Below are 19052 nucleotides of genomic sequence, written 5' to 3'. Positions count from 1 at the left end.
ACATGGGTAGGCTTTGGGATTTGAAAGGCAGGTGGTTGAGTCGAGATCTAGCGGCTTGGGTGCTAATGGCGATCGGGGCAACCCTGATGACAACTGGTTTGGCACCCTTGAGTTGGGCGCAGTCCTTGCCAACGCTAGAAAGGCAATCCGCTCAGCCTGATGCTCAGACGGCTGAGGGACAAATGGCGATTGGGGTACAGTATGTGCAGCAGGGACAGTTAGAGCCAGCGATCGCTGCCTTTCGTCAAGCTGCGGCGCTCAATCCAGCCTTTGCTCCTGCACACTACAATCTGGGTTTAGCGCTGCGCCAGCAGGGAAACCTTCAGGCAGCGGCTAACTCCTTCTATCAGGCGCTGCAAGCCGATCCGGGTTTTGCCCTAGCCTATGCCAGTTTGGGGGCGGCGTTGCTGGAGGGTGGCAATCTTACTCAGGCTTCAGAATACTTGCAGCGTGCTGTCTTGCTCGATCCCAATTTGGGGCTAGGACATTACAATTTGGGTCTGGTTTACCAACAGCAGAGACAGACTGATCGGGCGATCGTCGAGTTCAAAAAAGCCGCCCAGCTCAGCACCAATGCTGCCGAGCCGTCCTACCACCTTGGCTTAATCTATTTGCAACAGGGGCAAACTGCGGCGGCAACTGAGGCTCTACAACGCGCCGTGACGCTAAACCCGCGTTACTCAGAAGCGCATTACAGTCTGGGGACTATCTGGTATCAGCAGGGCAATCTCAATCGCGCCTTGGATTCATTTCGGCGATCGGCGGAGGCTAACCCCAATTACCCCAATGCTTACTATGGCGCAGGGTTAGTGTTTATGCAGCAGGACAACTCTACGGAAGCTCAGCGGGTTTTGCAGTACGCCAGAGATCTCTTTGCGGCTCAGGGCAATACGCAATGGGTGGAGCGATCGGCTCAACTTTTGCAGCAGGCACAGAGTCGGTGATGTCATGACTTTCAATGCTGAGGGAGAGAGCAAAATATATGAAGACGCTTCTCACTGCATCATTCAGGGGGATGCGCTTGAAAACTTGAAGCGCCTTGAATCAGAATCGGTTAACCTAATTTTTGCCGATCCGCCTTACAACATTGGCAAAAATTTCGATGGTCTAGTTGAAGATTGGTTAGAAGAAGAGTTTCTGAGCTGGACGTATCAATGGATTGATGAATGCCATCGTGTTCTCAAGCCTAATGGTACTTTTTACTTGATGAACAGCACAGAAAATATGCCCTACCTTGATATCAAGTGCCGCAAAAGTTTCTGCGTTAAAAGCAGAATTGTTTGGACTTACGACAGCTCAGGAGTACAGGCTAAAAATCACTTCGGATCTCTATATGAGCCAATACTTATGCTGACGAAGCATGAAAAGAACTATACGTTTAATGCTGTCGATATCCAAGTGGAGGCAAAGACGGGTGCAAAGCGTCAATTGATTGACTATCGCAAAGAACCTCCTCAGCCGTACAACACGCATAAAGTGCCGGGTAACGTTTGGGATTTTTCGCGAGTACGGTTCAAGATGGAAGAATATGAAAATCATCCCACTCAAAAACCAGAAGCTCTTCTGGAGCGAATTATTTTAGCCTCTTCAAATGTTGGAGATCTTGTACTAGACCCATTCTCTGGTAGCTTCTCCACCAGTGCAGTTGCCAAACGCTTGGGAAGAAGATCTATTGGAATTGAGATTAACGAAGACTATATCAAAATAGGAATTCGTCGCTTAAATTTACCTTCTACTTACACTTTTGAAGAGTTAGAAAAACAGAAGAAAAGAAAAACAAAAAATCTTTCCAAGCAATCAAGAACTTTGCTTAGAGATCAGCCAAAGCATATGTTTCACTATCCAGACTCTGTTAATGTACTGACCCAATAAAGGAAGTATTTTAGCTTCGTCTCTGTTTACTCAGACCCTGAAAGGCGATCGGTTTTAGCGGATAATTTCGCTAAGCTCAGTAGAGCATAAATGCTCGTTGATTCTCCAAAAAGTTAATTTTTTGGGGTTTTGGGTTGCGCTACGCGCAACCCAAAACCCCGTTTGCAATCTGCTGAAGCTATTAGTAAACCGAGAAGGATTTTACGGATTGACGAAATTTCTCCTGAGACTTTTCCCAGCGCTTCTCAGTAGTGGAGAGATTGTAGGTAAACAACTGACCGCGCCGCACGACAACGCTAGCCAAATTGTGACGAGCCTGAGTCGGCAACTGAACGGCATATTCCAACAGGTAGTAAGTTTCATCACCCACTTGACGAGCTTGGGCATCTACGAGTTCTGCCGTGCGGTTAGAGCCGGGGGGGGCGATCGCATTCTTTGACAGCCTGTAACCCACTTCGCTCGGCGTACCCAATTCCTCTAAGGTTTTGCCATCTGGCACGTCGCTAATGATGACGCTGGCGTTTTCAGTCTCTTCAATAATGTCGTGTAGCACCACGTCTGCGTCGCTGACCTTCACCGGAACCCAGCCGTTGGGATAAAGAAACTCGTACCCTTTATAGCTCTCAACGTAGCCTTTGAGTCCGGCTCCAGCTACGGTAGGGGCACAGCTTTGTATCGTCAAACTCAGCACTACCAGCAGCACGACCGCAATTCGCTTCAGCATCTCAAGACTTCCTAAAACCTTTCATCCTCAAATTTTACTGGCTTGGGGGACGCTACGATCGCCGATCGATCTCATTGCCGCTCTAATTTGCTTCCCTATTTCTTCAGCTTTGCCTTTGCCCGTCGCCAAAATGCCTCCAATTCTTCCGAGCTGTAGTCGGTAAGCGATCGCCCTTCACTCAAAGCTTCTACCTGACTAAACCGTTCGACAAAGCGCTGGTTAGTGCCCCGCAAAGCTGCATCCGGGTCTAACCCGTACCAGCGGGCTAGATTGACGATTGTGAACAGCAGGTCGCCCAATTCCTCTTGCTGCCGTGCCTGGGTTTCTTCCTCGATCGCCAGCCGAAATTCACCCAGCTCCTCCTGAAATTTCTCCCATACGCCCTCTACATCTTCCCACTCAAACCCCACAGATGCCGCCTTTTGTGAGATTTTCAGGGCGGCGGTGATTGGGGGCAGCGATCGCCCGTAGCGGCTGAGGCGAGGGCTAAGGGTTTGCACTTGAGTCTTTGCTGCCTCCTCAGCCGCTTTGATTTGCTCCCAATTTTGATGGACTTCATCAACGCTAGCAACGGTTACGTCGCCAAAGACATGGGGATGCCGCCGGATCAGCTTCTCCGAAATGTGATCTGCCACGGTGGCAAGGTCGAACTGTGCGGCTTCGCTGGCAATCTGTGCCTGTAACACGACTTGCAGCAGCAAATCGCCCAACTCATCGGCGATCGCCTCTGGTTCACCCTGCCGAATTGCATCCACCACCTCGTAGGCTTCTTCCAGAACATAGGGAATCAGGGTTTCAGGGGTCTGTGCCAAATCCCAGGGGCAGCCGTCTGGCGATCGCAGCTTTGCGACCACTTCCATCAAGCGTTGGAGTGCGTCGAGGCTCTGCTGACGAGTTTCTGAATGCGGAGCGGTCATGATGAGTTGGAGGTGAAGATTTGCCCTTATTCTAAGCCAGCCCTCCAGTCCAAGTTACAGCAATTTTCAATTGCATAAATCACACTTAACCAAGTGCAAAGGATCGTCGACTAAACAACCTGTACAACCTTAAATCCATGTTCCAAAGCGTTGTAGGAATCAGCCACTCCTGATTTTCTCTCAGCTCATCTTTTAACCTTCTTCTTTGCTTTACCGTTCTTACTGCGTTTGTGGGACGATACTAGCCAGTCAGCCGTGTAGTGGCTAAAGGCTCCGAGTTCTAGACCCACTATAAAGGCGATCGCTTCGACCCGATGTTGCCAGAGCAATTGCCTAATGACGCTGCCAATATCTTCCCAAGTCCAGCCCAACTGCCAGAGTTCGTTTGCTAGCGCCAAGCTAGCAAAACCCGCAAATCCCAGCCATGCCAGCAGATAAATAACCCGTACGGTCGTTCCAGTAATGGGCGCATGAGACCAGGGCGATCGATGCTTCATGCTGCCTCGGTAGGGCAACCAGATCCAGCGCAGCCAGCCCCAGCGCTTGTATTGCACAGAATGAATGTCGAGATCAGGTCCCAACATGAGTCCTCCAAACAGGAACCCAGCGCAAATCATCAGCGTTGCCATGCCTTGCTGAGTTCCGACGAGATGCCGAGTTGCCGCGAGAGTCAGTCCTGCTACTACAGGCAGAGACCATAGGGTGATGCGATCGTGGGTTTTACCCGAAGGCATGGAGAATTGTTCCAGAATTTTATTTCTGAGAAGATCTTAGCAAGCTGTGATTAGTCTGCTATCATCTTTAACTGTACTGATGTGACGAATGCGCCGAGGCGTATCTCTAAGCACGGGCGGTTAGCTCAGTTGGTAGAGCGCCTGCCTTACAAGCAGGATGTCGCGGGTTCGAGTCCCTCACTGCCCATAGATGTTGTACGTTCGTACACAAGGTCTTGCTTTGATGTGAAGCAGTGCTTTTTACAGAGATTTTCAATTGCCTTTTTCAGATGGGTATTCTAGGTCAATCTTTTCGATTGACACTAAGTTTTAAACTTGACAAATAGCTATGGCATTACGTAATTGAGTTAGGGCGAGTTAATTTTTGAAAGCCTCGCGGAGCGGGGCTTTCAAAAATCTTTAGGACTACCGCCAATTAATAACGCGCTTTAGGCAGGAATCACGATCGCCTCGCTACCCGATAGATCAAACGCAGTATGAATCACTTGAAGTGCCCGTACGCCGTCTGATTCAGGCACAACGCAGCTAATTTTGATTTCAGAAGTCGCAATCATCTGAATATTGATTTGCTGTTGGGCGATCGCCTCAAACATGCGCGCTGCAATGCCCGGTCGTCCCACCATGCCTATGCCCACAATGCTGACCTTAGCGATCGCCGGATCGACCGTCACTTCGCCATGACCCCATTCGTCTGCGGCTTTTTGCAAGAGCGCTCTCGCTTCTTCCGCATCCTGCTGTGCCACGGTAAAGGCGATGTCCCGCGTAGCGATCCCATCAATTAGACGGCAGCGCTGAGACTGAATAATCATGTCTACACTGATGTTGCAGTTTGCCAGAAGCGTAAAAATCTGAGCTGCCATGCCAGGGCGATCGGGCACATGACGTATCGCCAATTGAGCCTGTTTGAGATCGAGCGCTGCTCCTCGGACAGGGGAAAGATTTGAGGCGATCGCCTCAGGATGATGTCCACGCGCCGGAGAACTGCTGACTTGAAACACGTCACAGAGGGCAGCAATGGCGCGATCGCAGTCTTCCGCCGCCACCGCGCAGCTAATCTTTACCTCTGAGGTTGAGATCATTTGGATATTAATTCCCGCCGCCGCCAGAGTAGAAAACATTTGTGCCGCTACGCCTGGTCGTCCAATCATTCCGGCTCCGGCAATGCTGACTTTGGCGATGTGGCGCTCTACCATAACCTCGGCTTCTCCAACCGCTGGGTCAGCATTGCGCAGGGCAGGGGCGATCGCTGCGGCTACCGCCTCGGCGCGATTGAGGGAGTTTTTTCTGACCGTAAAGGCAATGTCGTTGGTGTTGCCCTCATGAATTGACTGAATGATCAGATCGACATCTAGACTCTGACGGGCAATTTCACCAAACAATCGTGCTGCAATCCCAGGGCGATCGGGAACGCGTAGCATCGCCACCTTTGCCTGATCGGTATCAAACTCAATCGCATCCACAGGTTGAGCAATTTCTAACCCCTGAAGCGATCGCGGCTGTGGCAGCGGAGACACCACTCTTGTTCCCGGATCGTCTGACCAGCTCGATCGCACCACCAGCATCACGCCATAGTTGCGGGCAATTTCCACAGCTCGCGGATGCAGAACTTTTGCCCCAAGACTTGCCAGTTCCAGCATCTCATCTGAGGTGATTTCCGCCATGAGCTGAGCGTCGGGCACCAGTCGCGGATCGGTAGTCAAGATGCCGGGAACGTCGGTATAAATCTCGCAAGCATAGGCTTTCAGAGCCGCTGCTAATGCCACAGCAGAGGTGTCAGATCCGCCCCGTCCTAGGGTCGTAATCTCTAGATCGTCATGGCTAGAAACGCCCTGAAATCCGGCAACCACTACCACGCGCCCCTCGCGCAAATGTCGCTGCATCCGCTCAGTCTCAATGCTAAGAATACGGGCACGGGTATGTTCGGCTTCGGTGACAATGCCTACCTGTGCGCCTGTCATGGAAATTGCGGGTTGTCCCATTTCCTGGAGCGCCATGCTGAGGAGAGCGATCGAGATCTGTTCTCCGGTCGAGAGCAGCATATCCATCTCGCGACGGTTGGGGACAGGAGAAATCTCGTGTGCCAGCTTCACGAGTCCGTCAGTGGTTTTTCCCATTGCCGAAACCACCACTACCAAAGAATGTCCGGCTTTAACCGCTTTAATCACTCGCTGGGCAACCGCCTGGATTCTCTCAACCGACCCAACCGATGTACCGCCATATTTCTGGACAATCAATGCCATAGTGCCGCCAACCTGAACCTTTGAAAACCTGGAGTCTTTGCGCTCTTAGCCATGCTTGGCGCTGCTCTCAGCCATGATTTATTTACGGTAGCAGAGAGGTTGAGCGATCGCCGCATTTTCCAGAATTCTTTTCAATCGGCTGAGCTAGATCTGGCTCAAGAGCCGTCTTTGCGCTTAACCATACTTAACTTGTTCAATAGGGCTAAGTATGAACATAATCTGTAGGAGGCTTTGCCCTACCCTTCGGGAGCGTCGGGTAAGGCAGAGTCTCTAGTTTTTTATCACGAACCCCTTTTTTGAAAGACTGCCCAGGAAACAGCTATGATCGTTGGTGTAGCGGCAGGGCGATCGTCACTGAGTCTTTAGATTAGGGTTTTAAGAGATTAAAGCTTTAAGCCTCTACGAAGGATAGCGCTGCGCAAAGCTAGGGTTTAGCGTTGAACGTATTGAGAGAATGCTGAAGGTTTTCCGAGAGTTGAAACTGGACAGTTGAGCCGCCCATTGGGGGTTTACTCATGCCCATAACCAGATAGAGGGCAGAAGTGATCGCAGTCGCCTGAATAAGTTTTTGCCACATTTTCAAATGCCTCTGCTTTGACTCCTACCATCTTTCAATGCTGGGAGCTTAAACTGCATCCGCACTTCACCCGATTGGGCTTACTTAAACAGCATTTAGTGCAGGTTTTTTGCATACTAATGCAGTTGACAAATTGTTGGATCTATGCAGGTATAGTTGAACGCGCCTTGCTTTCCTTGCCATCTTGAGGATAATCCGGGTAACGTGAGGTACATATGAAGAAATACTTTAAATCTGAAAAGTCTAACCTGAAAAAAGCTGGTAATTCTCATAATAATTGCCAGACATAATTGTTAAAAATTGCCAGAAACAGAATTACCAGAAACAGCTAACTGCCAGAAATAGCGATGCCTAAACTTCCCTCTGTAGACCCCCAAATTAGTGTTGAGGAGTTAGCTCGACGGATTGCCGAGCCGAGCTTACAGCTCATTGATGTGCGAGAGCCAGAAGAGTTGGAAATCGCCCAGCTCGACGGCTTTGTGAATTTGCCGCTCAGCCAATTTGCTGACTGGGCAGAAAATATTCACAGCCGCTTTGAAGCAGATGTCGAAACCTTGGTCTTGTGCCATCACGGAATGCGATCGGCACAAATGTGCAGTTGGTTACACCAGCAGGGCTTCACCCGTGTCAGAAATATATCAGGCGGTATTGAAGCTTATGCGGCGATCGTTGATTCGACCGTTCCGCGCTATTGACCCCCCATCTCAGGTCTGTCCAACTTTGATCTCCCTGTCCCCTTCCCTGAACCGTCCATGCAAGTGAAGCTTAGTCCTCGCCAACAGCTAGTGCTTGGAGCAACGGTGCGCCAATATATCGCCACAGCTCGACCTGTGGGTTCTGAAGCACTTGTAGAAGACTTTAACCCTAGAGTGAGTCCAGCAACGATTCGGAATGCCATGGGCTATTTGGAAAAAGCGGGTTTGCTCTACCAACCCCACACCTCTGCTGGGCGGGTACCTTCTGATTCAGGCTATCGCATCTATGTCGATCGCCTGGTGACTCCTTCAGACGCGATCGCTCGTCAGGCAGACCATTTGCTCTCGGAACAGCTGAACTGGGAAGAAAACGGCTTAGAGGTGCTGCTTCGCGAAGCCGCCCAAATCTTGTCTACCCTCAGCGGCTACATTGCCTTAGTCACCATGCCGCAAACTAGCGCAGCTCACCTGCGACACTTGCAGCTGGTGCAGATTGATCCGCGTCGGGTAATGCTGGTGGTGGTGCTGGACTCTTACGCTACACAGTCGATTATGGTGAGCCTGCCTCAGATGCAAGAGGAGAGCTACCCCGATCCAGAACAACTCGATCGAGAGCTGCAAATTCTCTCCAATTTTCTCAACAGCCAGCTTCGCGGGCGATCGATTAACGATTTGTCTACCCTCAACTGGAGCGATTTGGGGCGCGAGTTCGATCGCTATGTGGATCTAATCCATACTTCTTTGACAGAGCTAAAGCGCCGTAGCGGCATGGCTCTCTCGACGCAAATTTTGATTAGCGGCGTGGCAGAAGTCCTTCGTCGTCAGCCAGAGTTCTCAGAGCTTCAGCAGGTGCAGACGATCATGCAGCTTTTGGAATCAGAGCAGGATCAGCTCTGGTCGCTGATCTGTGAACCCATGCTGTGTGAACCCACTGAACCTGGCGCACTGGGCAAGCGCGTCACCATTCGCATCGGAGCCGAAAATCCTCTAGAGCCGATGCGAACTTGTGCCTTGGTGTCTGCGACCTATCAGCGCGGTACGGTGCCTGTGGGTAGCGTGGGCATGCTGGGACCTACCCGCATGATGTACGAGAATGCGATCGCTCTGGTGGAAGCCGCAGCTGACTATTTATCAGGGGCACTGAGTCAGCCTGCCTAGGCAAAAATATGCACAGGTAAAAATCAAAAACACGACAACCGCCCTGGCGGTTGGGACGGGGGCATTTGGGGTGGAGCGCGTAGCGCTCCACCCCAAATGCCCTAAGCAAACTGGTGGCGGCTATATAGCGCTACGCGCTTAGATCCAAGGAGTTATTTTTTGAGAGAAACGTGCTGCCTTGCGCGTTACCTTAAAGGTGAGAACTCAATCTAGAACCTTCGCTGATGGATATTACCCCAGCTTTACCGACCTTTGTCATTACCCTACGAGAAGGCGTAGAAGCGGCTTTAGTCGTAGGGATCGTGTTGGCTTACCTCAAAAAGGCAGGGCAAGACCGCCTGAATACTTGGGTCTATGCAGGTATTGCCGCAGGCATCGCCGCAAGCGTGCTGATTGGCATTGTATTCAACGGAGCCTTGCTGACACTCAAACAGTCTAATCAACCTTACGCACCCGTCCTCAAGCCGCTTCTGGAGGGCATCTTCGGCGTAGGAGCGATCGTCCTGCTCACCTGGATGCTGGTGTGGATGACGCAGCAAGCGCGATCGCTTAAGGGGGAACTGGAGGGCGCGGTGTCTGTGGCGCTCCAAAAAACTGACGCAGGTTGGGGCATCTTTGGGTTAATCCTAATTGCCGTACTGCGAGAAGGCTTTGAAACCGTTGTGTTCATCTCTGCTCAGTTTCAGGAAGGCTGGCTGCCCTTGGCAGGAGCGATCGCCGGACTCTTGGGCGCAACGGGCATCGGCTTTTTGCTGTTTCGCCTGGGCGTAAAGATTAACCTACGGCAGTTCTTTCAATTTATGGGAGTTCTGCTACTGCTGATTGTCTCCGGGCTGGTAGTAGGCGCTCTGCGGCACTTCAACGGCGCGGTGGCGGCTTTAGCACAGGTTGATCCACAGTTTGCCACCCTTTGCCCTCAAACACGCGCCTCCTGCATCCTAGGTGGGCAGGTCTGGGATCTGAGCCAGGTTTTGCCCGATCGCCAGTTTCCCGGCATTCTGCTGAAGTCGTTCTTTGGCTACACCCAGCGGCTCTACTGGGTGCAGGCGATCGCCTACCTCACTTTTTTGCTGACCGTGGGCAGCATTTATTTCCAAAGTCTAGGCGGCAAGTTTTCACCTGCCTCCGCTTCAGCAGCATCGGATGCTGGGCGATCGCCTGTTAAGAATTAGAGATTCAGGATCGCCTTATCTTGAGCCACATACCCCAAGTTATGGAGCGCTTTCATCACCCTTAAAGCGCTCTCAGAGAGGCTCTCCTCATCGGTTCTGCATTCTACTTCTGCATTGAGCGGTGGTTCGTAGGGGTCGTCGATGCCCGTAAACTGCTTGATTTCCCCAGCACGAGCTTTTTTGTACAGCCCCTTTACGTCTCGCTGTTCGCAGACTGCCAGCGGCGCGTTGACGTAGACCTCAATAAAGTCGCCAATCTTCTCGCGCACTTCGTCCCGGATTTGCCGATAGGGAGAAATGGCAGAAACCAGCACAATTACCCCATTGCGGCTCAGCAGATGAGCCACAAACCCAATCCGGCGAATATTTTCATCTCGGTCTTCCTTACTAAAGCCCAAGCCTTTGGTGAGGTTCTGGCGCACAATATCACCATCCAAAACCTCTACTCTGTGCCCTTGTGCCCGAAGCTGCTGCTCGACCTCCATCCGGATGGTCGTCTTACCCGCGCCGCTTAGACCTGTAAACCAGACCGTTACCCCACGTTGTTCTTGAGTCATGCCCTTCAGAATTTAGTTAAAAGATCATAGCCTACGATCGCCACACAAAATCCAGAATCCGACCCTGCCCAAATTTACAGCAATTCCCATTTTGAAACAAAGCCCGAAGAAGCCCGCCGCAGGCGGGCTTCTTCGGGCTTTGTTGGGGGAGTTCGCGCCCGCAGGGCGCGAACTCCCCGGCATGAAACATAATGATGACTGCTGCCAAATTTAGGCTGGAGATGTCCCTGGCATCATTTCATGAGAGACTCTCAGAAGGACTGTTAAGATTTTTATTTAATTTCAATTAATTTTTTCAAGTTGTCCTCTACAGGCAGGCTGCCACACCACTTTATCTAATCGGGTTTAATTCAATCAGGTCGCTAGGCATCAGCCACCGACCTTCAACCCTCTCGAACCCCCTCAACAGTGGAACAACTCTACGCTCAGCCCGTCCCCATGAGTCCCCAAAACCCCCATATTTACAGCGGATTTCAGCTCCGTCGCGGTATGCCCTTTCCATTTGGTGCCACGATTGTCTTGGGGGGCGTCAACTTTTCAATCTTTTCCAACCACGCCACCACAGCAAACCTGGTGCTGTTCAAAAGAGGGGCGTTGGAGCCTTTTGCTGAAATCCCCTTCCTGCAAGAGTTTCGCTTGGGCAATGTGGTCAGCATGATTGTCCAGGATCTCGACCCTGAAGATTTGGAGTACGGCTACCGAGTCGATGGACCTCGCAGCATTGTAGAAGGGCACCGCTTTGATCCCAGCAAAATCTTGCTCGATCCCTACGCCAAAAGCATCGGTGGACGCAAGGTCTGGGGCACCCCCTTACCCGACAGCGAAATCTATCCCTACCGGGCACAGATTCGAGACAGCGACTTCGTTTGGGATGGCGATCGCCCCCTAGAGATCCCCGAAGAAGATCTGATCATTTACGAAATGCATGTGCGGGGCTTTACCCGTCACCCTTCATCGGGCGTCAAGCCAGAACACCAGGGCACCTTTGCAGGACTACAGGAAAAAATTCCCTACCTCAAGTCTCTGGGCGTGAACTGCGTTGAGCTAATGCCCATCTTTGAATTTGACGAGATGGACAATCCTCGAAACAACCCGTTGACAGGCGATCGCCTGTTTAATTACTGGGGATACAATACGATTGGGTTTTATGCTCCTAAAGCGGGCTATGCGGCTTCGGGCAAACAGGGGAGTCAGCAAAACGAGCTTAAAACGCTGGTCAAAGAGCTGCATAAAAATGGCATTGAAGTGATTCTTGACGTGGTGTTCAACCATACGGCGGAAGGCAATGAGTTTGGCCCCACCATTTCTTTCCGGGGGTTAGACAACAAGACCTACTATATGCTCACGCCAGAGGGCTACTACTACAACTTCAGCGGTTGTGGCAACACGCTCAACTGCAATCATCCGGTGGTGCGGGTATTCGTGCTGGACTGTCTGCGCTACTGGGCAGCGGAATATCATATTGACGGCTTCCGGTTTGATCTAGCCTCGATCTTGGGACGCGATCCCAAGGGTGTCCCTATGGCAAACCCGCCCTTGATTGAAACTCTGGCGTTTGATCCCATCTTGGCAAAGTGCAAGCTAATTGCCGAAGCCTGGGATGCGGGCGGTCTGTATCAAGTGGGATCGTTCCCAGACTACGATCGCTGGGGCGAATGGAACGGGAAATACCGAGACACCATCCGAAAATTTCTCAAGGGCGAGGGTCTTGTGACGGACTTGGCGCAGCGGCTGCAAGGCTCTCCCGATCTCTATGCCAAAGGCAACCGCACGGTCGATAGCTCAGTCAATTTCATTACGGCGCATGACGGCTTTACGCTGAGGGATCTGGTGTCCTACAACGAGAAGCACAACGAAGACAACGGCGAAGACAATCAGGATGGCGCAAACGACAACGATAGCTGGAACTGCGGCGTAGAGGGCGAAACAGATGACCCAGAGATTCAGGCGCTGCGCTGGCGGCAAATGCGCAATGCGATCGGCATTCTCATGGTGAGTCAAGGGATTCCCATGCTGCTGATGGGGGATGAAATGGCGCGGAGCCAAGGGGGAAACAACAATACCTACTGCCATGACTCAGAAGTCAACTGGCTTGACTGGACGCTGCTGGATACCCATGCCGATTTCTTTCGCTTCGTCCAACTTTGCATCGCCTTCCGCAATGCCCACCCCATTCTGCGCAACCGAGAATACTTCCGCAACCAGGACTATATGGGTAGCGGCTATGCCGATATTAGCTGGCATGGCACCCAAGCCTGGAACGCCGACTGGTCAGATTATTGCAGCACTCTGGCATTCATGCTGTCCGGCAAACACGCCAAGGGCGGCACTGTGCATGACGATTTTATTTACGTGGCTATGAATACCCACTGGCAGTCCTATGATTTTGAGCTACCGCAGCTGCCGATTGGTCAAAACTGGCATGTATTCGTTGACACTCGCAGACAGCCGCCCGAAGATATCTGGGAACCTGGTCACGAGCCAGTCTTACACCATCAATCGAGTATTCTAGTGGGCGATCGCGCTATGGTAATTTTAGTGGGTCGGTAGCTCCAGTAGATCAGTAGTAAATTTAGTCATTTATACGGGTCGAACATTGTCATGAATTGATCATCTAATCGGGTCGCCAAAATCTGCAAAGAATCCTTATGCCCCCCACTAGGAGAGACTTGTTGCATTACGCTGGGGAATGCTAAAGTAATAAGCGAGTTTTACTTCGGCTGATTCAGTGTTGTCTCTGCGGTTTTTTAGCATTGACTGGGCGTTTCTCCGAATCTCGACCCATCCATTCCATGATCCGGAGGATCATCCATGTCAATTTACGTGGGCAACCTGTCCTATCAAGTTGCCGAAGAAGATATTACAGCTATCTTTGCTGAATACGGTACGGTTAAGCGTGTTCAGCTACCTGTCGATCGGGAAACAGGTCGGATGCGCGGCTTTGGCTTTGTCGAAATGTCGTCTGATGCTGAAGAAACGGCTGCTATCGAGGCGCTAGATGGCGCTGAGTGGATGGGTCGCGACCTGCGCGTCAACAAGGCTAAGCCCCGTGAAGAGCGTCCTCGGTCTTCGGGCGGCGGTGGCGGCGGCTGGAGCGGCGGTGGCGGCAACAGCTACGGTGGTGGCGGTGGTCGCGGTCGCTACTAAGTCGCTACTAGATTAATTATTCTTGAATGGTTTAACACAATTTGTTGCGCTGTGTAAGCGTTCAGTTTCATTTGCTCTATGTTTTTTGAGCCGGAGAGCATAATGTTTTGAAAAGGATGCAGGCTTGCATCCTTTTTTTGCGCTATCTATCTAGAGTTTCCTGTGATCGCGCCACCTGCAATGCCCATTCCATTTGTCTCAAGATTCCTCGCATCATTGCCACCTCTGCCTCTGATGGATAGGCTCGGTTAAACAATCGCCGAAACTTTTCCATGCGACTAGATGACGTGTGGGGATATAGATAGCCAATCTTGAGCAATAGGGTTTCGAGCTGTTGATAGTAGCCTTCTAAGACTTCTAGAGGGGCTAGGTCAGATGGGGAGGTGGGCAGGGAAGGAGATGGGGCGAAATTGGCGATCGCCATATGCAGCTCATAGCAGCAGATAGCGACTGCCTGCGCCAGATTGAGAGAGGGATAGACCTCTGTTGAGGGAATGCGGATGAATCGCTGCGCATAGTTCAACTCCTCCTTAGTTAGCCCTCGATCTTCGCGTCCAAAGATCAGGGCAGACTGCCAGGAGGGGCGATCGGGCGCAGGTTCTGTCGCAGATTCCATTAACCAGGGTAGAGCAGCTCTAGGCGACTCCAGAGTAATAGTGAAGGCAGTGCGATCGCGTCCTGTGGTGGCGATCGCTTTTTGGCAACCCTGCAAGGCTTCAGGCAGGGTGGGGATTTCTTGAGCAGCTTCAAGAATATCGGCAGCGTGGACTGCCATCTGGCGGGCTTCGGGGCTGGTGCGATCGCACTGCGGATTAACCAGCACAAGCTGACTTAAGCCCATGTTTTTCATCACTCTTGCTACCGAGCCGACATTAAGAGCGCCTGCTGGCTCCACCAGAATAATTTTGACATGGGCTAATGCGGTTTCGGGCATGGCAGAGAAGGGGCAAAAGGTTGCGCTATGGGAATGTTAGGCTGTAGAACGTAAATAATACTTAATACTTGCACTTCTCAGCCCTGATTTTCTTCACCTTACTTCTAAACACCCTCACTTCTAACCCCCCTACCTCTAACCACCATGGGACGTTCACGCGATAAACAGGAGTCTTTAGGGCGAGTTCGCTCTAAAGCCGATCTGCCCACTAAAATCTGTGTGGTGTGTCAGCGCCCTTTTACCTGGCGAAAAAAGTGGGAAGATTGCTGGAACGAGGTGAAATATTGCTCAGAGCGATGTCGGCGGCATCGATCGGCGGCGCAAGATAGCCCAGAAGCTTAGAAAACCCAGAAGCTCAGAAAGTTCAGCAGCTTAGAAAGTTCAGAAATTTAACGATCAATGAGTAACAGCAATGCAGCCTAAGTTAATTATTCACGGTGGAGCAGGTCTGCACGGCAAGGGAAATCTAGAAGAGGTGCGGCGATCGCTTTATGCCGTCATTGATGAGGTCTACCCAATGCTGATATTGGGGGCTGAAGCCGAAGCTGCCGTGGTGCGCGGCTGTCAGCTCTTGGAGGACAATCCTCGCTTCAATTCTGGCACGGGTTCGGTGCTGCAATCGGATGGGCAGATTCGCATGAGTGCCTCGCTGATGAGCGGTACGGCGCAGCGGTTTAGCGGCGTGATCAACGTCTCGCGGGTCAAAAATCCGATCGAGTTAGCCAAATATCTGCAAACCTCAGACGATCGCGTCCTTTCAGATTTTGGTGCCACGGAACTGGCGAGAGAGCTAAATATCCCTTCTTTCGATCCGTTGATCAAGTCTCGGATCAAAGAATGGATGGAAGAACGCGAACATAACTTCAGCCGAGCTATGGCGGATGTCATGGCTGATCCGGAAGCCGGACGGGGCACGATCGGCGTTGTGGCGCTAGATAGCCAGGGGCGCTTAGCGGTGGGCACTTCCACAGGCGGCAAAGGCTTTGAGCGGGTCGGTCGGGTCAGCGATTCTGCCACGCCTGCGGGCAACTATGCGGCACTGGATGCGGCGGTGAGCTGCACAGGCATTGGGGAAGACATCCTAGACGAATGTTTTGCGGCACGAGTGGTCGTGCGGGTGACAGACGGAATGGCAATTCAAGATGCCTTTGCCAAATCGTTTGAGGAAGCCGCCCGAAATAAGCGAGATTTTGGGGCGATCGGCATTGGTGTTGATGGAGTGATTGCCTGGGGTAAAACCAGTGAGGTGCTGATTTCGGCGTGTCACAACGGTGAGGAGGTTAGCGATACGTTGGAGACAGGGATTGGAGTGGAGACGGGTGTTTTTTAGGAGTCAGGAGTCAGGAGTCAGGAGTCAGGAGTCAGGAATCAGGAGTTTCAGGGCTGCTGTGAGAATGGCTTCTCGATCGACCCTTTCACCCAGTGCTGAAGTTTCGTAGCGTCCTTCAAAGGCTTCTATCGCTGCCTTCTTGAGAGCGACATCGTAACCTTCTTCTAGAATCTCGCGCAGCTCTGTTGCATCTAAGAAGTAGCCTTTAGATTTGCGCCGCCTGTTTATTTTATGAATTTCACGAACAGCATTCTCAATGGACATTTCCCACGATCGCATCGATCGCTGCTCGGCACGCTGCTTAATCAGATAAATCAGCAAAATCACGCCAGAGCTATCAATTTTGTTGATTTTATCGCTCAGGCTCATCTCTTCAAGCTCATCGACCAGCAGCAGGGCGCTGCTCACGTTTCCTTCTAGGAGAAGCTGCCGCAGTTCCAGGAGTTCTTCCATTGGGTTTAAAGATAATCCGCATTTCACAAATTTTAGCGGGTGAACCTGTTTTAGCGGGTGAATGTGTTTTAGCGGGCGAACCTGCCGATCGCCAATTAGTACAATTATTCTTAAGGTGAATTATCCTTAGAAAAGCGATTTTGAGAAAGTGACGATGCAAGTTTTGCTGGTCTGTCTTGTGCTGTTTTTTGTTGCCTCTGAGCTATATCAGTGGATACAAGGAATGACGTTACCTCTGCCGATGCTGATCGTGGCTGGTGTGGCGCTGGCGATCGCTTCTAATCTTCGCAGTCTCTCAGTGCCGTCTTGGAGTGTCCAGCTATTTCAAGTCAGTGCAACCTTGCCCAGTCCGGTATTGCCTAACGTGTCTGAGCCAGTCACGCTTAAACTAGGTATGACTGAGTTTTCAGTGCAGTTGCCCAATTTTATCTATTAGGTGCAGCCCTTTAAAGCGGCGATGTCAGAGCAAGTCAACGAACTCGTCTACGCTCAAGCCCACTTGTCGAATAATCGCACGCAACGTACCTCGGTCTAGCTCCTTATGATCCGGTACCGAGACAGTCGCTCTAGGTTTTTCACGAACCAGAATGATGTGGCTTCCACGCTGTCTATCCACAACAAAGCCTATTTGCTCAAGCGCTCTAACACACTCCGCACCTGAGACAACAGGCAATTTGCTCATACCAGTACGACCTCAACCTGATCATCTGGAACAGACTCGCCCCGGTTTTGCAGAACTTCGACGTAGAGAGTAATTGCCTCTTCTATATTTTCCAGAGCTTCATCACGGGTTCTGCCTTGACTGATACAACCTGGTAAACTTGGCACTTCTACAACAAAATAGCCGTCTTCGCCGGGATATAGCAGCACTTTACGTTTGGAATTAATCTGTGGCTCTACCACGGTCATTGCTCAGTACCTGTCTAGTACATATCATTCAAATGGTAACACTCTCAAACAGGCGTACGGAGCGGTTGCGACGGTATGGTCGGGTACCCACGGGATTTTCTCTCCCAGTCTGCCGATCGCCAATTAGTACAATTATTCTTAAGGTGAATTATCCTTAGAAAAGCGATTTTGAGAAAGTGACGATGCAAGTTTTGCTGGTTTGCCTTGTGCTGTTTTTTGTTGCCTCTGAGCTATACCAGTGGATACAAGGAATGACGTTACCTCTGCCGATGCTGATTGTGGCTGGGGTGGCGCTGGCGATCGCTTCTAATCTTCGCAGTCTGTCAGTGCCGCCTTGGAGCGCCAATCCGCCCCAAGTCTTTGCTCAAGCCATGCCTGAGCCAGTTGTACCCAATCCAGTTGCGTCTAAGCCTTCAGTACAGTTGCCTGACTTTATTTCTCAGACTCAGCCTGTCTCTACCGTCAAACCTGTAGTTGAATCGGGGAAAGGTGAATAAGGCGATCGCTCTGTACAAGATGGTGAAGTCTAGCTTATCTACTTGTTCCACAGGACTTTTTATTACGCTGAAATGCAAGGTTGTTTATCAGCCAGTGGTGTCTGAGTAGAGTGCAGCAACACTTCTGAATAAGGTTTTGAGAATGAACTCAATGCAGTCATTAAAAAACATCAGCCGGAGAACGAAAATTAAAAAGCGTCTTTACGAATTTGCGCTAGTTACTTTTCTGGTTCTCAATGTTTTGTCTTACGTTGGTGTTTATGTTCTGACACACTTTAGCTCTCCAACCCATTGGGCGATCGGGCTTTCCAGACCTAATAGCTCTAAACTTCCTACTAGCATTGGACTCGAATATACGACGCAGCGGATTTCAATCAATCAGACTGAGTGGTTAGAAACCTGGTTCATCCCAGCTCAAAATGCTACCCCTAGGGGAACAGTTTTACTCTTTCCAGGGAACGGTGGTAGCAAAGCCAAACAGCTTCTAGCGCCAGCCCAGGTCTTTCATAGCTTGGGCTACGATACCTTACTGGTTGATTTTCGAGGGGTAGGAGGTTCTAGTGGTGACACAACAACGCTGGGCGTACGAGAATCTAAAGATGTGGCTCTGGCAGTGAGTTATGCTCAACGCTCAAACTTCAACCGCCCCTTCGTTCTTTATGGTGTGTCGATGGGGAGCGCCGCAATCTTGAAAGCAATTGCTCATGAAAAAGTCAATCCTGACGCTGTAATTCTAGAGCTTCCCTTTGCACGTCTTCTAGATACTGTAAGAAGTCGATTAAGAGCCATCAGAGTGCCAACATTTCCGATAGCTGAAATGCTTGTGTTTTGGGGGAGCGTTCAACATGGATTTGATGGTTTTGCTCACAATCCAGTCGCGTATGCAAGCCAAGTCAGATGCCCAACTCTGCTATTTCATGGCAAGCTTGACCCCTGGACTAATCTAGCAGAGATCGATCAAATCTTTCAGAACTTGCCGAGTTTTAAGCAGCTAGTAATTTTCCCCAACACGGGTCATAGCTTACTGGTCACGATCGATAAAGAACTCTGGCAGCGAAGTATTGATCAGTTTCTCAGAGCAATTTAAGATGACGAGCTACGGCACAACTGCCTGTGGTGTAGCCAAGACATGGCGA

The 19052-nt window shown here is 51.0% G+C and carries 23 protein-coding genes and 1 tRNA gene; 14 read left to right on the top strand and 10 right to left on the bottom strand.

What is annotated here, in order from left to right; translation table 11 throughout:
- Positions 1 to 2 precede the first annotated feature (2 nt).
- Both AC5JMP_RS10210 and yhdJ read left to right on the top strand, forming a co-directional pair.
- Positions 3 to 944, top strand: coding sequence for a tetratricopeptide repeat protein (locus AC5JMP_RS10210; protein WP_495851340.1), 942 nt, complete (start codon positions 3 to 5; stop codon positions 942 to 944).
- 4 nt (positions 945 to 948) lie between these two features.
- Positions 949 to 1872, top strand: a complete 924-nt coding sequence (gene yhdJ / locus AC5JMP_RS10205) for an adenine-specific DNA-methyltransferase (protein ID WP_495851339.1) — start codon at positions 949 to 951, stop codon at positions 1870 to 1872.
- A 181-nt stretch (positions 1873 to 2053) separates the two neighbouring features.
- Here the strand turns inward: yhdJ and psbP are convergent, their stop codons facing one another.
- From psbP to AC5JMP_RS10190, 3 genes are all read right to left on the bottom strand, one after another.
- Positions 2054 to 2596: a photosystem II reaction center PsbP gene (gene psbP / locus AC5JMP_RS10200; protein ID WP_495851338.1), complete on the bottom strand. Its 543-nt coding sequence runs from the start codon at positions 2594 to 2596 to the stop codon at positions 2054 to 2056.
- 95 nt (positions 2597 to 2691) lie between these two features.
- Positions 2692 to 3513, bottom strand: a complete 822-nt coding sequence (gene mazG, locus AC5JMP_RS10195; protein ID WP_495851337.1) for a nucleoside triphosphate pyrophosphohydrolase — start codon at positions 3511 to 3513, stop codon at positions 2692 to 2694.
- A gap of 185 nt (positions 3514 to 3698) precedes the next feature.
- Complete coding sequence (locus AC5JMP_RS10190) at positions 3699 to 4247, bottom strand: metal-binding protein (protein ID WP_495851336.1); 549 nt, start codon at positions 4245 to 4247, stop codon at positions 3699 to 3701.
- Positions 4248 to 4361: 114 nt separating this feature from the next.
- Between AC5JMP_RS10190 and AC5JMP_RS10185 the strand changes: the two genes are divergently transcribed.
- Positions 4362 to 4434: transfer RNA gene (locus AC5JMP_RS10185), tRNA-Val, on the top strand.
- Between the two features lie 241 nt (positions 4435 to 4675).
- Here AC5JMP_RS10185 and AC5JMP_RS10180 read toward each other — a convergent pair.
- On the bottom strand, positions 4676 to 6487 hold the full coding sequence (locus AC5JMP_RS10180) for an aspartate kinase (protein WP_495851335.1): 1812 nt from the start codon (positions 6485 to 6487) through the stop codon (positions 4676 to 4678).
- A gap of 51 nt (positions 6488 to 6538) precedes the next feature.
- Between AC5JMP_RS10180 and AC5JMP_RS10175 the strand changes: the two genes are divergently transcribed.
- Positions 6539 to 6712 carry a hypothetical protein gene (locus AC5JMP_RS10175; RefSeq protein WP_495851334.1) on the top strand — a complete coding sequence of 58 codons (174 nt, stop codon included), beginning with the start codon at positions 6539 to 6541 and terminating at the stop codon, positions 6710 to 6712.
- Between the two features lie 199 nt (positions 6713 to 6911).
- Here the strand turns inward: AC5JMP_RS10175 and AC5JMP_RS10170 are convergent, their stop codons facing one another.
- Complete coding sequence (locus AC5JMP_RS10170) at positions 6912 to 7064, bottom strand: QAALIT motif small membrane protein (protein ID WP_495851333.1); 153 nt, start codon at positions 7062 to 7064, stop codon at positions 6912 to 6914.
- Positions 7065 to 7411: 347 nt separating this feature from the next.
- Between AC5JMP_RS10170 and AC5JMP_RS10165 the strand changes: the two genes are divergently transcribed.
- The 3 genes from AC5JMP_RS10165 (at position 7412) to AC5JMP_RS10155 (ending at position 10089) form a co-directional block, all read left to right on the top strand.
- A complete protein-coding gene (locus AC5JMP_RS10165; RefSeq protein ID WP_495851332.1) occupies positions 7412 to 7759 on the top strand; it encodes a rhodanese-like domain-containing protein in 348 nt (115 codons plus the stop codon).
- Between the two features lie 57 nt (positions 7760 to 7816).
- Positions 7817 to 8917 carry a heat-inducible transcriptional repressor HrcA gene (hrcA, locus tag AC5JMP_RS10160; protein WP_495851331.1) on the top strand — a complete coding sequence of 367 codons (1101 nt, stop codon included), beginning with the start codon at positions 7817 to 7819 and terminating at the stop codon, positions 8915 to 8917.
- 224 nt (positions 8918 to 9141) lie between these two features.
- Positions 9142 to 10089: an FTR1 family iron permease gene (locus tag AC5JMP_RS10155; protein WP_495851330.1), complete on the top strand. Its 948-nt coding sequence runs from the start codon at positions 9142 to 9144 to the stop codon at positions 10087 to 10089.
- On the opposite strand, the gene cysC is transcribed toward AC5JMP_RS10155, so the two are convergent.
- Positions 10086 to 10646, bottom strand: a complete 561-nt coding sequence (gene cysC, locus AC5JMP_RS10150; protein WP_495851329.1) for an adenylyl-sulfate kinase — start codon at positions 10644 to 10646, stop codon at positions 10086 to 10088. The genes AC5JMP_RS10155 and cysC overlap by 4 nt on opposite strands.
- Before the next feature lie 438 nt (positions 10647 to 11084).
- Here cysC and glgX point away from each other — a divergent pair, with 438 nt between their 5' ends.
- Together glgX and rbp are read left to right on the top strand one after the other, a co-directional pair.
- Positions 11085 to 13196: a glycogen debranching protein GlgX gene (glgX, locus tag AC5JMP_RS10145; RefSeq protein WP_495851328.1), complete on the top strand. Its 2112-nt coding sequence runs from the start codon at positions 11085 to 11087 to the stop codon at positions 13194 to 13196.
- A 261-nt stretch (positions 13197 to 13457) separates the two neighbouring features.
- On the top strand, positions 13458 to 13793 hold the full coding sequence (gene rbp / locus AC5JMP_RS10140) for an RNA-binding regulator (RefSeq protein WP_495851327.1): 336 nt from the start codon (positions 13458 to 13460) through the stop codon (positions 13791 to 13793).
- 142 nt (positions 13794 to 13935) lie between these two features.
- On the opposite strand, the gene AC5JMP_RS10135 is transcribed toward rbp, so the two are convergent.
- The gene (locus tag AC5JMP_RS10135; RefSeq protein WP_495851326.1) at positions 13936 to 14727 is read right to left on the bottom strand and encodes an RNA methyltransferase; all 792 of its coding nucleotides are present in this window, start codon (positions 14725 to 14727) and stop codon (positions 13936 to 13938) included.
- A gap of 144 nt (positions 14728 to 14871) precedes the next feature.
- Between AC5JMP_RS10135 and AC5JMP_RS10130 the strand changes: the two genes are divergently transcribed.
- Complete coding sequence (locus AC5JMP_RS10130; RefSeq protein ID WP_495851325.1) at positions 14872 to 15069, top strand: DUF2256 domain-containing protein; 198 nt, start codon at positions 14872 to 14874, stop codon at positions 15067 to 15069.
- Between the two features lie 70 nt (positions 15070 to 15139).
- A complete protein-coding gene (locus AC5JMP_RS10125; RefSeq protein ID WP_495851324.1) occupies positions 15140 to 16057 on the top strand; it encodes an isoaspartyl peptidase/L-asparaginase in 918 nt (305 codons plus the stop codon).
- Positions 16058 to 16081: 24 nt separating this feature from the next.
- Here the strand turns inward: AC5JMP_RS10125 and AC5JMP_RS10120 are convergent, their stop codons facing one another.
- Positions 16082 to 16510, bottom strand: a complete 429-nt coding sequence (locus tag AC5JMP_RS10120; RefSeq protein WP_495851323.1) for a DUF29 family protein — start codon at positions 16508 to 16510, stop codon at positions 16082 to 16084.
- A 154-nt stretch (positions 16511 to 16664) separates the two neighbouring features.
- Between AC5JMP_RS10120 and AC5JMP_RS10115 the strand changes: the two genes are divergently transcribed.
- Complete coding sequence (locus AC5JMP_RS10115) at positions 16665 to 16946, top strand: hypothetical protein (protein WP_495851322.1); 282 nt, start codon at positions 16665 to 16667, stop codon at positions 16944 to 16946.
- 24 nt (positions 16947 to 16970) lie between these two features.
- On the opposite strand, the gene AC5JMP_RS10110 is transcribed toward AC5JMP_RS10115, so the two are convergent.
- Both AC5JMP_RS10110 and AC5JMP_RS10105 read right to left on the bottom strand, forming a co-directional pair.
- Positions 16971 to 17192 carry a type II toxin-antitoxin system HicA family toxin gene (locus AC5JMP_RS10110; protein WP_495851321.1) on the bottom strand — a complete coding sequence of 74 codons (222 nt, stop codon included), beginning with the start codon at positions 17190 to 17192 and terminating at the stop codon, positions 16971 to 16973.
- On the bottom strand, positions 17189 to 17419 hold the full coding sequence (locus AC5JMP_RS10105) for a type II toxin-antitoxin system HicB family antitoxin (protein ID WP_495851320.1): 231 nt from the start codon (positions 17417 to 17419) through the stop codon (positions 17189 to 17191). The genes AC5JMP_RS10110 and AC5JMP_RS10105 overlap by 4 nt, the downstream gene beginning before the upstream one ends.
- A 182-nt stretch (positions 17420 to 17601) precedes the next feature.
- Between AC5JMP_RS10105 and AC5JMP_RS10100 the strand changes: the two genes are divergently transcribed.
- Entirely contained in the window at positions 17602 to 17916 is a 315-nt protein-coding gene (locus tag AC5JMP_RS10100) for a hypothetical protein (protein ID WP_495851319.1), read from the top strand.
- Positions 17917 to 18067: 151 nt separating this feature from the next.
- On the top strand, positions 18068 to 19003 hold the full coding sequence (locus AC5JMP_RS10095; protein WP_495851318.1) for an alpha/beta hydrolase: 936 nt from the start codon (positions 18068 to 18070) through the stop codon (positions 19001 to 19003).
- Positions 19004 to 19052: the final 49 nt, after the last annotated feature.

The sequence above is a fragment of the Drouetiella sp. genome (assembly GCF_059504425.1).
Note: the sequence above shows the minus strand (reverse complement) of the source record. Positions and strands in the feature narration are given on the sequence as shown.

What these genes read in the sequence shown, in the direction of transcription:
- AC5JMP_RS10210 (WP_495851340.1), top strand. Translation starts at nt 3, where the DNA reads ATGGGTAGGCTTTGGGATTTGAAAGGCAGGTGGTTGAGTCGAGATCTA.
- yhdJ (WP_495851339.1), top strand. Translation starts at nt 949, where the DNA reads ATGACTTTCAATGCTGAGGGAGAGAGCAAAATATATGAAGACGCTTCT.
- psbP (WP_495851338.1), bottom strand. Translation starts at nt 2,596, where the DNA reads ATGCTGAAGCGAATTGCGGTCGTGCTGCTGGTAGTGCTGAGTTTGACG.
- mazG (WP_495851337.1), bottom strand. Translation starts at nt 3,513, where the DNA reads ATGACCGCTCCGCATTCAGAAACTCGTCAGCAGAGCCTCGACGCACTC.
- AC5JMP_RS10190 (WP_495851336.1), bottom strand. Translation starts at nt 4,247, where the DNA reads ATGCCTTCGGGTAAAACCCACGATCGCATCACCCTATGGTCTCTGCCT.
- AC5JMP_RS10180 (WP_495851335.1), bottom strand. Translation starts at nt 6,487, where the DNA reads ATGGCATTGATTGTCCAGAAATATGGCGGTACATCGGTTGGGTCGGTT.
- AC5JMP_RS10175 (WP_495851334.1), top strand. Translation starts at nt 6,539, where the DNA reads ATGCTTGGCGCTGCTCTCAGCCATGATTTATTTACGGTAGCAGAGAGG.
- AC5JMP_RS10170 (WP_495851333.1), bottom strand. Translation starts at nt 7,064, where the DNA reads ATGTGGCAAAAACTTATTCAGGCGACTGCGATCACTTCTGCCCTCTAT.
- AC5JMP_RS10165 (WP_495851332.1), top strand. Translation starts at nt 7,412, where the DNA reads ATGCCTAAACTTCCCTCTGTAGACCCCCAAATTAGTGTTGAGGAGTTA.
- hrcA (WP_495851331.1), top strand. Translation starts at nt 7,817, where the DNA reads ATGCAAGTGAAGCTTAGTCCTCGCCAACAGCTAGTGCTTGGAGCAACG.
- AC5JMP_RS10155 (WP_495851330.1), top strand. Translation starts at nt 9,142, where the DNA reads ATGGATATTACCCCAGCTTTACCGACCTTTGTCATTACCCTACGAGAA.
- cysC (WP_495851329.1), bottom strand. Translation starts at nt 10,646, where the DNA reads ATGACTCAAGAACAACGTGGGGTAACGGTCTGGTTTACAGGTCTAAGC.
- glgX (WP_495851328.1), top strand. Translation starts at nt 11,085, where the DNA reads ATGAGTCCCCAAAACCCCCATATTTACAGCGGATTTCAGCTCCGTCGC.
- rbp (WP_495851327.1), top strand. Translation starts at nt 13,458, where the DNA reads ATGTCAATTTACGTGGGCAACCTGTCCTATCAAGTTGCCGAAGAAGAT.
- AC5JMP_RS10135 (WP_495851326.1), bottom strand. Translation starts at nt 14,727, where the DNA reads ATGCCCGAAACCGCATTAGCCCATGTCAAAATTATTCTGGTGGAGCCA.
- AC5JMP_RS10130 (WP_495851325.1), top strand. Translation starts at nt 14,872, where the DNA reads ATGGGACGTTCACGCGATAAACAGGAGTCTTTAGGGCGAGTTCGCTCT.
- AC5JMP_RS10125 (WP_495851324.1), top strand. Translation starts at nt 15,140, where the DNA reads ATGCAGCCTAAGTTAATTATTCACGGTGGAGCAGGTCTGCACGGCAAG.
- AC5JMP_RS10120 (WP_495851323.1), bottom strand. Translation starts at nt 16,510, where the DNA reads ATGGAAGAACTCCTGGAACTGCGGCAGCTTCTCCTAGAAGGAAACGTG.
- AC5JMP_RS10115 (WP_495851322.1), top strand. Translation starts at nt 16,665, where the DNA reads ATGCAAGTTTTGCTGGTCTGTCTTGTGCTGTTTTTTGTTGCCTCTGAG.
- AC5JMP_RS10110 (WP_495851321.1), bottom strand. Translation starts at nt 17,192, where the DNA reads ATGAGCAAATTGCCTGTTGTCTCAGGTGCGGAGTGTGTTAGAGCGCTT.
- AC5JMP_RS10105 (WP_495851320.1), bottom strand. Translation starts at nt 17,419, where the DNA reads ATGACCGTGGTAGAGCCACAGATTAATTCCAAACGTAAAGTGCTGCTA.
- AC5JMP_RS10100 (WP_495851319.1), top strand. Translation starts at nt 17,602, where the DNA reads ATGCAAGTTTTGCTGGTTTGCCTTGTGCTGTTTTTTGTTGCCTCTGAG.
- AC5JMP_RS10095 (WP_495851318.1), top strand. Translation starts at nt 18,068, where the DNA reads ATGCAGTCATTAAAAAACATCAGCCGGAGAACGAAAATTAAAAAGCGT.